General features: G+C 69.9%; 9 protein-coding genes. 3 read left to right on the forward strand and 6 right to left on the reverse strand.

From position 1 onward, the window contains the following. On the reverse strand, window positions 1-1,453 hold a 1,453-nt coding region (locus HZB25_04740; protein MBI5836531.1), incomplete at its 3' end, for an acyl-CoA dehydrogenase family protein. On the opposite strand from HZB25_04740, the gene HZB25_04745 reads away from it, so the two are divergent. Next, entirely contained in the window at window positions 1,364-2,212 is an 849-nt protein-coding gene (locus HZB25_04745; protein MBI5836532.1) for a hypothetical protein, read from the forward strand. The genes HZB25_04740 and HZB25_04745 overlap by 90 nt on opposite strands. A gap of 105 nt (window positions 2,213-2,317) precedes the next feature. On the opposite strand, the gene HZB25_04750 is transcribed toward HZB25_04745, so the two are convergent. Further along, a complete protein-coding gene (locus HZB25_04750; protein ID MBI5836533.1) occupies window positions 2,318-4,288 on the reverse strand; it encodes a hypothetical protein in 1,971 nt (656 codons plus the stop codon). A 393-nt stretch (window positions 4,289-4,681) separates the two neighbouring features. Here HZB25_04750 and HZB25_04755 point away from each other — a divergent pair, with 393 nt between their 5' ends. Beyond that, window positions 4,682-5,545, forward strand: a complete 864-nt coding sequence (locus HZB25_04755) for a Spy/CpxP family protein refolding chaperone (protein ID MBI5836534.1) — start codon at window positions 4,682-4,684, stop codon at window positions 5,543-5,545. A gap of 125 nt (window positions 5,546-5,670) precedes the next feature. Beyond that, window positions 5,671-6,750, forward strand: coding sequence for a hypothetical protein (locus HZB25_04760; protein MBI5836535.1), 1,080 nt, complete (start codon window positions 5,671-5,673; stop codon window positions 6,748-6,750). Between the two features lie 331 nt (window positions 6,751-7,081). Here HZB25_04760 and HZB25_04765 read toward each other — a convergent pair whose 3' ends face one another. The 4 genes from HZB25_04765 to HZB25_04780 all read right to left on the reverse strand — a co-directional run bounded on the left by HZB25_04765 (window position 7,082) and on the right by HZB25_04780 (window position 12,860). Continuing rightward, a complete protein-coding gene (locus tag HZB25_04765) occupies window positions 7,082-8,926 on the reverse strand; it encodes a Zn-dependent oligopeptidase (protein ID MBI5836536.1) in 1,845 nt (614 codons plus the stop codon). Window positions 8,927-9,259: 333 nt separating this feature from the next. After that, the gene (locus HZB25_04770) at window positions 9,260-10,180 is read right to left on the reverse strand and encodes an ABC transporter permease (GenBank protein ID MBI5836537.1); all 921 of its coding nucleotides are present in this window, start codon (window positions 10,178-10,180) and stop codon (window positions 9,260-9,262) included. Window positions 10,181-10,194: 14 nt separating this feature from the next. Further along, window positions 10,195-11,112, reverse strand: a complete 918-nt coding sequence (locus tag HZB25_04775) for an ABC transporter permease (GenBank protein MBI5836538.1) — start codon at window positions 11,110-11,112, stop codon at window positions 10,195-10,197. Continuing rightward, window positions 11,109-12,860, reverse strand: a complete 1,752-nt coding sequence (locus tag HZB25_04780; GenBank protein ID MBI5836539.1) for a peptide ABC transporter substrate-binding protein — start codon at window positions 12,858-12,860, stop codon at window positions 11,109-11,111. Before HZB25_04780 ends, HZB25_04775 begins: the two co-directional genes overlap by 4 nt. Window positions 12,861-12,943: the final 83 nt, after the last annotated feature.

Consider the following 12,943-nt stretch of genomic DNA (forward strand, 5'->3'; position numbering starts at 1 on the left):
GCATCTCCAGCAGGTGCCTGAGCTGGTTCACCTCGCGCGTGAGCGCGCGGGCGATGACCAGCGCCTGGACCTGGTTGGCGCCCTCGTAGATCTGCGTGATCTTGGCGTCGCGCATGTACTTCTCGATCGGGTAGTCCTTCATGTACCCGTACCCGCCGAAGATCTGCACCGCGTTGGTGGTGACTTCCATGGCCGTGTCGGTCGCGAACATCTTGCACTCCGCGGCGTACTTGGAGGCCATGGGGTGGCCGGCCTCCACGGCGCGGGCAGCGAAGTACACCAGCTGGCGGGCGGCCTCGGTCCTGGCGGCCATGTCCGCGAGCATCTTCTGGATCATCTGGAAGCTCAGGATGCTCTGTCCGAACTGGTGGCGCTGCGAGGCGTAGGCCACCGCCCAGTCCAGGGCCCCCTGCGCCAGCCCCACGGCCTGGGACGCCACGCCGGGCCGGGCCCGGTCCAGCGTCATCATGGCGTGCTTGAAGCCCATGCCGGCCGAGCCGCCGAGCAGCTGCGACTGGTGCACCCTGACGTCGGTGAAGTGGGTCTCCACCACCGGCACGCAGCGGATGCCCATCTTGTCCTCGACCTTGGGGAAGCTCATGCCGGGCTGGGCATCCTTGTCCACCACGAAGGTGCTGATGCGGCGCGACTTCGATTCCGGGTCGGTCACCGCGAACACCGAGTAGATGTGCGCCGCGCCGCCGTTGGTGGTCCACTTCTTCTCGCCGTTCAGGATGTAGTGCTCGCCGTCCTTCTTCGCCTCCAGCTTGAGCGAGCCGGCGTCCGAGCCGGCGGTCTTCTCGGAGAGGCAGAACGCCACGAGCTTCTCGCCGGCGGCGATCTTCGGGAGGTACTTCTGCTTCTGCTCCTCGGTGCCCGCCACCAGCACCGGGAAGGTGCCCAGGGCGTTGACGGCGTACAGCACGCCCACGCCGCCGCAGGCGCGGGAAAGCTCCTCCACGCACACGCACAGGTCCACGAGGCTGCCGCCGGCACCACCGTACTGCTTGGGCACAAACACGCCCATCAGGCCGGCCTTGGCCAGCTCGTCGCGGATCTCCCAGGGGTATTCCTGCAGGCGGTCGTACTTCGCGGCCAGGGGGCGCACCACCCGCTCCGCCACATCCTTTGCCACTGCCCGCCAGTGCGGGGATACTTCCAGGGTGTTGGCCTCGTCCACGCGGTCCTCCTTGCCAGGATTGTGTCGGGTTGACGGGGAATTCTCGCACAGGCGGGGGCGGAGAGCAACCGCAGGGCCGCCAGCACGGGGCCGCGGGCCCGCTTTGGGCTTGCGCGCCTGGAAGGGGTGTTGCAGATTGGGCTCGTCCGAATCGCACCCCCCGTCCCACGCTCCAAGGAGGAGATGATGAAGAAAGGCCTCACCCTCGCCGCGCTGGCGCTGGTCTTCGTGGCTTCGGTCGCGGCGGCCCCGGGCGCCGGCTTCTACAAGCATGTGCTCAAGGGCTTCAGTGCCAACGTGATCACCCTCAGGGTGGACAAGGACGGCGAGGAAAAGTACTACAGCGAGAACATGATGTATGCGCTGAAGGACAAGATGCGCATCGACGTGGACCTCTCCAAGACCCGCGAAGACGGCAAGCCGGCGGAGAAGGGCGGGGAGAGCCAGGATGGGCCCCCCGCGGGTATGGGCAAGTGCTACATGCTGATCGACGGCGAGCGGAAGGTGAGCGACATGGTGTTCCCGGACTCGAAGATGTACATGGAGTTCGGGTTCGGAAAGAAGAACAAGATGGACAAGTCGCCCCGCCAGGGCTGGTTGTCGCAGGCCGACATGAAGTACGAGGACCTGGGCGCCGAGGCCGTGGAGGGCCGTGCGTGCCGCAAGGTGAAGGCCACCTGGACCAACACCGCCCTGGAAGAGGCCAGGGAAGAGGCCGCCTACATGTGGCTGGCGAAGGATCTGGACGAGTTCCCGGTGAAGGTCCAACCGATTGATGACGAGGACGAGATCACCACCACGACGTACACGAACATCAAGTTCGGGAGCGTCAAGCCGGAGGTCGTGTCGCTGCCCGCCGGATTCAAGAAGGGGAGCTTCATGGACATGATGAAGGCCTCGTTCAAGAACCCGAATCAGAAGGGTGGGGGGGAGGAGGAAGAGAAGCTCGAGGAGGGCAAGGACGAGCCCAAGGAGGAGAAGGGCGACGTCGGCGGATTCCTCGGCGGCATGAAGAAGAAGATCAAGAAGTAGCCGCGGACGGCTTCCGGCGGCGCGATTGCGCGGGGCCCCCGGTCCTGTGGGCCGGGGGCCCCTTGCCGCCTGGCCGGGGGCTTCGTGAGCCCACGCGTGTCGGAGCTACTTCAATCGCACCAGCCGGACCGCCCGGCTACCCGGCACCCCTTCGAGCCGGGCCCAATACACCCCCGCGGCGACGGGCTTGCCGTCGGCCGCCTGGCCGCCCCAAGCCGCGGCACTGGAGCGGGGCGTCCCGCCCACCCGCGCCACGCGCCGCCCGGAGGTGTCGAAAATCTCCACCCGGGCGCCGGGAGAGCCGGACCACGTGAAGCGTTGCGCGCTGAACGCGGGGTTGGGCCTGCAGAGCAGGCGGGGCGCGTCCGTGTCGCCCCGGGGGGGAACCCCCACCACTCCCGGGCAGATCGCCAGGGTGTCCGTGCCCCAGGTGGAGAGGCTGTCGGAGGGCGAGCCGGTCTCGAGCCACGAGCGCGCCACTCCACGCGTCCCGCACAGGTCCGTCCCGGCCAGGCGGTATCGAAGCACCAGCGGGAGCCGGCTGCCCGGCACGATCGGGATGCGCCCGCTGTAGATCCCGTCGCCGGCCACGCTGTCGGGCCATGCGCCGTTGTCGAGCAGGCTCACGGGGTCGTGGGATGCGCCGCCCAGATCCTCCGTGGCGGTCACGGTGAATGCCCCGGGAAAGCCGGGCAGGTGCCCCGGGATCGCCGCGCGCACGACCAGCGTGGTCGCGGACCGCACCGACAGCCGGCGGCTCAGCCCGTGGAGCAGGTTGGATGTCAGCAGTTGGATACGCCAGTCGGCCGGCCCGGCGGCGGTGCTGTCCAGCCCCCAGCTCCACTGTATGGTGCCGGCGTTGAACACGCCCCCGCCCTGGACGCTCCACTCGGCGGGCCGGCGCTCGTAGTAGGTGGTCACCGCGGTCTGGGGGCACGAGCCGTCGGGGTAGGAGACGGGCGTCTCGAACAGCGAAACCACCGACGGTGGGGAGATCCCCGGGAACAGCACGTCGTACTCGTAGCCCATCACCTGCGAACCCAGGTCGTGCCCCACCTCCTGCTCCAGCCCCAGCGTGAGCCAGCCGTCGCAGCGTGCAAAGTGGATGGGGCGGGAGACCGGGTACTGGCAGGACGAGAGCATCGAGCCGAGCAGCTGCGCTTCGGGCCGCCACACCCAGCTGGCCCGCCAGTTCACGGTGGTGGATTCGGGGTGGAGGGCGAAGATGGGATCGGTGTAGTTCTTGTGGCAGATCACGGTGCGCGCGTTGTCGGTGAAGCGCACCTGCCAGTAGCAGGTGTTGGCCCCGAGGATCGCGAGATTGCCGGCACTGTCGGCGAAGTCCTGTGCGGCGTCGAACATGGACGCGGACCAGTACTCGCTGTGCCCCGTCGTCACCATGAGGCGATGGCCCGCGAGCACTTCGGGGCGCGTGGCCAGGTCCACGTCGGTGACGTAGTCCGCCTCGAACCCGGAGCGTTCGAGCCAGCGCAGGAACGGCACTTCCCACTTGGTGATGAATCCCAGGCCGTTGGCGGAATCATAGGGCCGGTTGTAGCTCACCCGCGGTGAGCGCACCCCGCCGCTGGAATTGTACTCGTAGAGACTCTTCCCACCGAACCCGTTGTAGGCCTGCCAGGTGTTGCTGGCCATGACCAGCAGGATGCCGGACGGGCCGGGGGAGACCGCCCGCACCACCAGCGGCGCGTGGCTCAGCGGATTGCCGGAAGCCGGAAACACCTGCACATCGTAGAGCCCGGTACGCCACCCGGCGGGCACCTGCAGGGTTTGAAACGCGGGCCAGCCGCACCCGCGGGCGTAGGCGCTGTCGGGAGTGGCGGGATTGGCGGCCGGCAGGCCGGAGAGGCTCAGCACCGTGTCGTTCACCGCCCCGAGGCGGATCACCCGCAGGTTCACCGTGGGGAAGGTGCTGGAAACGTGAATCCCCACCGACTCACCCGGGGCGGCGCTGGCGGCCGAGAGGTACACGTCCACCGCCGGGGATGCCGTGGCCGCTCCCGGGCCCAGGGCCAGGATCGCGGCGAAGACGAGCGCGGCTCGGGTGTGTGTCGGCAAGGTATCCCCTCGTTGGTCGGGCACGGGTGCCCCGGTGCTTCGATTCTACGGCATCTTCAATAATCAGGCAAGTTTGCGACGGCCGAATTGTGCGCCGCGGCGCGGCATTCGCCGCCCCGTCGTGCTCCGGCGCGACGGCACCGGGTGCTACCATGGCGGGGGCCCGTGGGAGGCGCAGGTTTCGGGCAACCCGCGCCGCGGGTTCCGCGTCCGAATCAGTAAGCCGGCAGGCCGGTGGCGACGCAAATGCGACACCGCCTGACTAGCCTGCCCGGCGTCCTTTTCGCAGTCCATACTGTTTGAAGCCGATCCGGTCGTGGTGAACCGAACCGGGCCCCGCACCTCCCGACCCGCGGGCCTTCCGAATCAACCCCCAGGAAGGAGACTCCCAGGATGAAACGCACGAGCGTCTGCATTGTCGCGCTGGTTGCCCTGGCGTGCGCCTCGATCGCGAGCGCGGAGCCGGCCGGCGGTCCGCCCAAGGGCGAGCCCGGGCCGGGCCGCATGGCCCGGGTCCAGAAGTTGCAGCTCAGCGATTCCCAGAAGAGCCAGCTCCGCGAGAAGCGCTTCGCCGCCGCCCACCGGCGCATCGAGCTGCACTCCCGGCTGGCGGAGGCGCGGCTGTGCCTGCATGAGCTGATGAGCGGCGAGAAGCTGGACGAAGCCGCCATCCGCACGCAGGCCCGGGTGGTCGGGGAACTCCAGGGCCAGGCTGCCCAGCAGCGCATCGAGGACCACGTCGGGATGTTGACCGTGCTCACGCCGGAGCAGCGCAAGACTGTCCACCAGTTGCGTCCCGGGATGCGCGGCATGCGTGGTCCCGCGATGTGGATGGGTGGTCACGGGATGGGCGGTTCCCGCATGGGCGGCCGTAATGTCCGGGTGCTGCGCTTCGGCGAGGGCCAGGGCGCCGGCGACGGCGAGAACATGGAAATGCTGCACCGGGCGATTCCGGGCGGGCCCGGCGCGGTGCGCAAGCAGGTCCGCATCGTGCGCCCGGGCCAGGGCTCCCGCGTCGAGATCCACGGAGTCGAGCCGGGCGACGAATCCGGCGATGGCCCCGGCGACGTGCGCATCATCAGGCTCGGCCTGGACGGCCCGGATGCCGAATGGGAGGCGATGGACGGCCTGGGTGCCGGTCTCGGTGAGCTCGGTGAGCTGGGAGAGCTGGGTGATCTGAGTGAGCTTGGAGGTGACATGGACTTCCTGTTCGGGCCCGGCTTCGACGGCGAGCTCGAGCTCGAGGAGGTCCTCTAGCCTCCTGCCGCGGTCCGCGATGCTCGCGTGAGGGTTCGCGGGCCCGCGCCGCTCGTTCCTGGAATGTGCATAAACGTACGCCCCCGGGCTGTTGCGGCCCGGGGGCGTTCGGCTATGTTCCCGTCATGCGTCCGCTCTTCATCCTCCTGGCCCTGTTCAGCCTGAACCTCGCCCCCGCGCCACCCGCGGCGTGCGGCGCGCGGGACATCGAGACCATGCGGGGAGTGACACTCTCCCTGTTCCACCCGCTGGACCGAGAGCGGACGGCCGCCAGCCTGGACCGCATCCGCGCGCTGGGCGCCACCCACGTCTCGGTGATCGTGCCGTTCCAGCAGGAGGACGTGGCGTCCCTCCAGATCGGTCTTCCCCCGGAGCAGGCGGTGCCCGACACGCTGCTGCTGCGCGTGGCCGCGGAGGCGCACGCCCGGGGCCTGAAGGTGGTGGTCTTCCCGCTGCTGAGCGTGCGACAGCACGGCCCCGGGCTGTGGCGCGGCGCGCTCCGGCCGCCGTCGTGGCGGGGGTGGTTTCGCGCCTACGGGGAGCGGCTGCTGCACTGCGCGCAGGTGGCGCGCGAGGCCCGGGCCGAGTGGTTCTGCGTGGGGGCGGAACTGGTCACCAGCGAGGCCCACGCGCAACTCTGGCGGGACCTCATCCGCCGGGTCCGCGCCGCCTATCCCGGGCGGTTGATGTACTCCCAGAACTGGGACCGCCCCGGCCGCCTGGGCTTCGGGGATCAGTTGGACCTGGTGGGCATGAACGCCTACTTCGAGCTGACTGCCCCGGACACCCCCGCCCCGCAACGGGGGTTGCGGGAGCGCTGGGTTAACCTGCGTCGAGACCTGGAGCGAAACCGGGTCGGCAGGGGCCCACTGGTGTTCACCGAGCTGGGCTATCCCAGCTCAGAGCGCGCCGCCACTCGGCCCTGGGACCACGTGGCACCCCGCGAGGCGCGCCCGGACTTGCAGAAGACGTGCTTCGAGGCGTTCTTCCGAGCTTGGTCGGGATCGTCCCGGCTGCGGGGGGCCTTTGTATACCTGTGGTCGGCCCAGGAAGGGGGAGAGGGGGATTCGGGCTACTCCATCCGGGACAAGCCTGCGGAGGCCACGGTGGGCTCCTGGTTCCGCTCCGGGTTTCCCGGGGGGTCGGCCCCCGTGGAGGTCGGTTCGGGGTCTGGCGGGGCGCCGGGGGCACCCGGGAGGCCCTGAGGCCCGACCCGGCGGAAGGCCGGCTCCTCGCCAGAGGGCCCCGGCTGTGGAAAAGTGGAAAAAGGCGGAAGGGACGCGGCAAGGCCGCGTCCCTTCACCATATCGCCCACGGACCAGACCCACATCTCTCAGGCGCAGTCTCGTATGCTCCGGGTCCGAAGATCCGGTCACGGGGCGGAATAATGTCCGTGGAGACTGCGGTAAGTAAAACACGGCCGGAAGCATTTGTCAAGTGGCATTTGTCATATTATCATCGCCGCTTGTGGAAAACTTCCTTCCGGCCGCCTTGGCTGGCCACGGCCCACCGGCCTTCCGGGCCGGGAGGGCCGCCCTAGTTCCGATTCAACCACTCCTCGTAGGCCCGGGTGCTGTACTCGCGACCCAGGAAGTCCTTCACCAGCTCCGCTGCCGGTTTCGAGCCCCCGGCCTCCAGCACCGTCTTCCGATAGTGCCCGGCCACCTGCGGATTCAGGATCGGCCCGCCGGAGAACGCGCTGAACATGTCCTTGGCGATCACCATGGACCACATGTAGGTGTAGTAGATCGCCGAGTAGCCCGTGAGGTGCGTGAATCCGGCCTGCATGTGCGTGCCTTCCACGTACGGCCACGGGGAGTACTTCGCCTGCAGCTCCTGGACCAGCTTGTCGGAGTCCAGTCCGTTCGGGTCGCGGTCGTGCATGCGCAGCGAGAGGGCCGCGTAGAACATCTGCTGGCGCACCCAGGCACCCTTGCCGAAGTCGCGGGCCGCGCGCATCCGGTTCACCAGCTCGTCGGGAATGGGCTGGCCCGTCTGGTGGTGCCGGGCAAACGTCTGCAGCGTGGCGGCGTCCCACACCCACTCTTCCAGCAGCGTCGACGGCGCCTCCACGAAGTCCCATTCGGTGGAGATCCCGGAGGTCCCGATCCAGGGATGCCGGCCGCCCAGGATGTGATGGAGCAGGTGGCCAAACTCGTGGAAGAAGGTGTCCACGTCCTCATGCTCCATCAGGCCCGGATCGCCCTTTGCGGGCTCGGGGAAGTTGCACACCAGCGTCGCCATGGGCAGCTGCCTGCCCTTGATCCCGGTCTGGATCGGGAAATTGGCGGCATGCGAGTACTTGTTCGCGCGCGGGTGCATGTCCAGGTAGAAGCGGCCCAGCTTCTCCCGGCCCTGGTAGACGTCGTAGACCTCCACCGAGGGATGCCACACCGGCACCCCCCTGACCGGCTTGTAGGTCAGCCCGAACATCTTCGAGGTCACGTCGAACAGGCCCTGCTTCACCCTGGCGTAGGGGAAGTACGGACGCACTTCCTGCGACGAGAAGCTGTACTGCTCCTTCTTCACCAGCTCGGTGTAGTAGGAGGTCTCCCAGGCATTCACTGCCGTGGCTGCGGGATCGTCCTTCTGCTTGCGCGCCAGCAGCGCGGCCCGGTCGGCCTCCATGCGGGTGTTCGCCAGCGCGCACACCCGGTCGATGAATGTGGCCACCGCGGTGTCGGAGCCGATCATCTTGTCCCCGGTGGCGTAGGCGGCGTAGTTGGGGTAACCCAGCGTGGTGGCCAGCTCCCGGCGCAGCCGCACCAGGGTGTCGAGCTCGGCCACGTTCACCGGGTACGCCCGGTTCATGAACACCTTGAAGAAGCCGGCGCGGTCCTTGTCGCTCTTCGCATACGTGACGAACGGGATGTAGTCCACGTAGTTGGACTTGAGCGTGATCCGCCCGTCGGCCCCCGGGGCGTGTGCCTTGACGTAGTCGTCGGGCAGACCCTCCAGCGCCGCGACTCCGTCCACCGTGTAGGTGCTGTGATCGGCGCTGAGGTTCTGGTCGAACGCCTGGGTGATCCGGACCACCTGCTCGTTCAGGTCGCGAATGCGGGCGCGCGTGGCGTCGTCCTTGTCGATGCCGGAGCGCCGGAAATCGCGCAGCTGCTTGAAGACGTAGAACTGCGTCTCGGCGTCGGCCTTCGACAGGTCCACCGCCTTCAGTGCGGAGTAGACCCTCGGGTCGGTGGCGATTTCGTTGGCCAGCTTGGAAGTGGCCTGCTCCACGGAGCTGGCCACCGCGCGCACCACCGAGTCGGGGTGGACCTGCTGGAAGAGTCCGGAGCGGCTGCCGAGCCGGTCGAGGCAGCGGTTCAGTTCGTTGTACGGCTCCAGGGTGTTGGCCGCGCTGCGCGGGGCCTTCGCCTGGAGCATCCGGGCCAGCGCCGCCCGGGCGGCCTTGAGCTCCCCGTCGGTCTCCCGGCGGTACTCCGAGGCCGTGGGCGCGGCGGTCCGGGCCGCGGACGCCGCGACCGGGGATGCGGAGAGCGCCGCCGACAGCAGGCACGGCAGGGCGATGGCAAGGAGGTGATGGCGTCTCACGTCGAAACCTTCCTCTGGTGGCGGTGTGCGGGCGGCCGGCGGCCGCCGCGGGGTGGGGGAGGGGTGGAGTCGCGCCAGTATACGCCCCGCCCCGGGGTGCTTCAACGAGCCGGGGCGCACGGGCGGCGGCCATGAAGAGCCCGGGAAGGGTCGGCACAGCCGGATCTACGGCGGCGGGGCCCTCCGGGTTGCGGCCGAGCCCGAGGGGGCGTCGCGGGGGTCGAGGGCGTCGCGCAGCCCGTCTCCGAGGCAGTTGAAGCTGAACAGGGTGAGGGACAGGACCGCCCCCGGCGCGGCCACCAGCCACGGGAACAGCGAGATCACGCCCGCGCCGTCGGCCACCAGCGTGCCCCAGGAGGCCGCCGGCGGCTGCACCCCCAGGCCCAGGAACGACAGGAAGGCCTCCTGCAGCATCACCGCGGGCACGGTGAGGGTGGCGTACACGACCACCGGGCCGAGCGTGTTGGGCACCAGGTGACGCAGGACGATGGCCGGATCCCCGGCGCCGAGCGCCCGGGCGGCCTCCACGAAGCTCTGCTGCTTGAGCGAAAGCACCTGGCCGCGCACGATCCGCGCCATGGTGAGCCACTGCACCGCGCCCAGCGCCACGAACAGCATCAGCAGGCTGCGACTGAAGAAGACCAGCAGCAGGATCACCAGGAACAGGTAGGGCAGGGAGTAGAGCACGTCCACGAAGCGCATCATCAGCTCGTCGGCGCGGCCGCCGCGGTAGCCCGCCACCGCACCGTACAGCACCCCGATGAGAACGCTCACCAGCATTCCGAGCAGGCCCACCGCCAGCGAAACGCGCCCGCCGTGAAGAGTGCGGCTCAGCAGGTCGCGTCCCAGCATGTCGGTGCCGAAGGGGTGGGCGGTCGAGGGCGGGGTGGGGCCGAGATCCAGGTCCTGCGACACCGGGGAAGGCAGGCCGGGCAGCCACGCCGCGCCGCAGGCCAGGAGCGCCAGCACGAGCAGGAAGCCGGCCGAGGCGACCGCCAGGTGATTGCGCCGCAGCCGCCGCGCGGCGTCGGCCCACAGGCCGGAGGCCCGGCCGCCCTCCCCGGCGGTGGCGTCCCGCGGCTCCAGGAGGGCCGGGGCGCTCACGCTTCCTCCACCCGCGGGTCCAGCCGCGCGTACAGCAGGTCCACCACCAGGTTCAGCACCAGCAGCAGCGCAGCGTAGAAGAGCACCGCCCCCAGGACCACCGTGTAGTCACGGTTGATGGCGGCGGTGTAGAGCTGCCGGCCCAGGCCGGGCACCGCGAAGATGCTCTCCACCGCGACCGATCCGGTGACCACGCCGGCGGTGGCCGGCCCGAGATAGGAGACCACCGGCAGCAGGCCGGGGCGCAGGGCGTGCGCCAGCACCACCCGCGACTCGGACAGCCCCTTGGCGCGTGCGGTGCGCACGAAGTCCTGCCCCAGCGTCTCCACCATGCCCGCGCGGGTGAGCCGCGCGATGTAGGCGGTGTAGACTGCCGAGAGCGTGAGCACCGGCAGCACCTTGTGGTCCCAGCCCGACCACAGCGCCGGCGGGAACCAGTACAGGCGCAGCGAGAACACCAGCACCAGCAGCGGGCCGAGCACGAAATTGGGAATGGACACCCCCAGCAGCGACGTGGAGGTGGCGAGGTAGTCCAGCCACGAGTTCCGCCGGTGCGCCGCGAGCACCCCCAGCGCGCCGCCCGTCAGCAGCGCCCACCCCAGCGCCAGTCCGCCCAGCTCGAGCGAAACCGGGAATGCCTGGAACAGGATCTCGCGCACCTGCAGCGCCGGCCGGCGGTAGGAGGGCCCCAGGTCCAGCCGCGCCGCGTTGCCCAGGAAGCGCAGGTATTGCGCGCCCAGCGGCTGGTCCAGGCCGTAGCGCCGGCTCATCGCCTCGCGCGCTTTCTTCGGGATGTCGCGCTCGGCCAGGAACGGCCCGCCGGGCGCAAGCCGCAGCATGAAGAACGTCAGCGTGGCGATGACCCAGAGCGTGGGCACCATCAGCAGCAGGCGGCGGGCGGCGAAGCGGATCACGGGCGGGCTCCCGCGGGCGCCGCAGCCCGTCCGTCCGTGGCCGCGGGCGCCGACGTCCGCGCCTGCGCGGCCGCCGCGCGCGCCCCGGCCGGCCCGATCCCCGGACGCCAGGAATGGTCAATCCAGACGTACTTCAGTTCCTGGATGTCCAGCACGTTGGTCTCCAGGCCGCGCACGTAGGGCTTGATCATCTCGTAAACCCGCAGGTGGTAGATGGGCAGGATCGGCCCGCGCTCCAGCGCCACCGCCTCGGCGCGCGCCAGCATCTCCAGGCGCAGCGCGGGATCGGGCTCGGCCGCCGCGGCATCCAGCAGGCGGTCGTAGCCGGGGTCGGCCCAGCCGGTGCGGTTGTTGTCGTCCCCGCCGCGCAGCGCGGCCAGGAACGTGTTGGGATCCAGGTAGTCGCCCAGCCACGAGCGGCGCGCCACGTCGTAGCGCAGGGAGGTGGTGGCCTCGAGGTACGAGCCCCACTCCTGGTTGGACACCGCCACGTCCACGCCCAGCTCGCTGCGCCACATCCCCTGGATGGCCTCGGCGATCCTGCGATGATCCTCGCTGGTGGTGATCAGGATCTCGATTCGGCGCATCCCGCGCCCGCCGGGATACCCGGCCTCGGCCAGCAGCCGCCGGGCGCGGGCCGGGTCGTGCCCGTAACCGGCCGGGGCTTCGTAGCCCGGGTAGCCCCTCGGGGTGATGTTGCCCCACGGCGCGCGCGTCCCGCGCAGGAGCTTGTTGGCGATGGCGTCGCGGTCCAGCGCCAGGTTCAGGGCCAGGCGCACGCGGGGATCGTCGAAAGGCTTGCGGGTCACGTTCATGGAGTAGTAGTACGTGCCCTGGAACGGGCCCGCCGAGAGATCCGCGAAGCGTCGCAGGTGCGGAATGTAGCCGGTGGGAACGTAGCCGCTGGGGTTCCAGTCCACCGCACCGGAGCGGTACAGGCTCATCGAGGTGTTGAGGTCCTCGATGGCATAGCACTCCACGCGATCCAGGCGCACGCGGGCGGCGTCCCAGTAGCGCAGGTTCTTCTCCAGCACGATGCGGTCGCCGGGGCGCCACTCGTGGAAGGTGAACGGCCCGTTGGACACGATGTGCTCCGGGCGCACCCATCGCTCGCCCCAGCGTTCCACCGCGGCGCGGGGGACCGGGAGCAGCGAGTAGAAGCCGGTGAGGAACACGAAGTAGGGCGTGGGCGCATTCAGCGTCACCACGAAGGTGGTGTCGTCGGGAGCCGCGAGGCCCACGCGGGTACTGTCGGAGAGCGTGCCTTTGCTGAAGGCCTCTGCGCCCGCTACCGGGAACAGCAGCGAGGCGTAGCGCGACCCGGTGGACGGGCGGAGCACGCGCAGCCACGACCATAGGAAGTCCCGCGCGGTTACCGGCGAGCCGTCGGTCCAGCGCGCCTCGGGCCGCAGGTGGAACGTGTAGATGCGGCCGTCGGCGGACAGGTCCCACGAGCGCGCCTGCCCCGCGTCGGGCGCGAGCGTGCCGGGGTGGTAGACGGTCAGGCCCTCGAACAGGGCGCGCGCGATGCGCCCGTCGGGCTGCCCCGACATCAGCGCCGGGTCGAGCTGTTCGGGCTCGGCCCCGTTGTTGAAGCGGAACACGTTGCCGGAGGGCGGAGAGACCCGCCCGAAGTACCGCGGGCCGTCCGCGGCCCCCGGGCGCGCCGGGCCGCAGCCGGCGGCGCACAGCGCCGCCGCGGCCAGGGCGCCTGGGATCCACCCGTGGGCTCCGAAAGGGACGCGCATGGGACGCAGCGTAGCCGCTTCGCGGCGCGCGCGGCAAGCGCCGGATGGAGACGGGGCTTCCGGCGTGCTAGAGTGCCGCGGGG

This window comes from Candidatus Eisenbacteria bacterium, assembly GCA_016235265.1.
In the GTDB taxonomy this organism is placed as follows: domain Bacteria; phylum Eisenbacteria; class RBG-16-71-46; order RBG-16-71-46; family JACRLI01; genus JACRLI01.

Bases quoted from the DNA above. Each gene is read 5' to 3' on its own strand.
- HZB25_04745 (MBI5836532.1), top strand. From the start codon at position 1,364: ATGATGAAGAAAGGCCTCACCCTCGCCGCGCTGGCGCTGGTCTTCGTG.
- HZB25_04755 (MBI5836534.1), top strand. From the start codon at position 4,682: ATGAAACGCACGAGCGTCTGCATTGTCGCGCTGGTTGCCCTGGCGTGC.
- HZB25_04760 (MBI5836535.1), top strand. From the start codon at position 5,671: ATGCGTCCGCTCTTCATCCTCCTGGCCCTGTTCAGCCTGAACCTCGCC.
- HZB25_04765 (MBI5836536.1), bottom strand. From the start codon at position 8,926: ATGCTCCAGGCGAAGGCCCCGCGCAGCGCGGCCAACACCCTGGAGCCG.
- HZB25_04780 (MBI5836539.1), bottom strand. From the start codon at position 12,860: ATGCGCGTCCCTTTCGGAGCCCACGGGTGGATCCCAGGCGCCCTGGCC.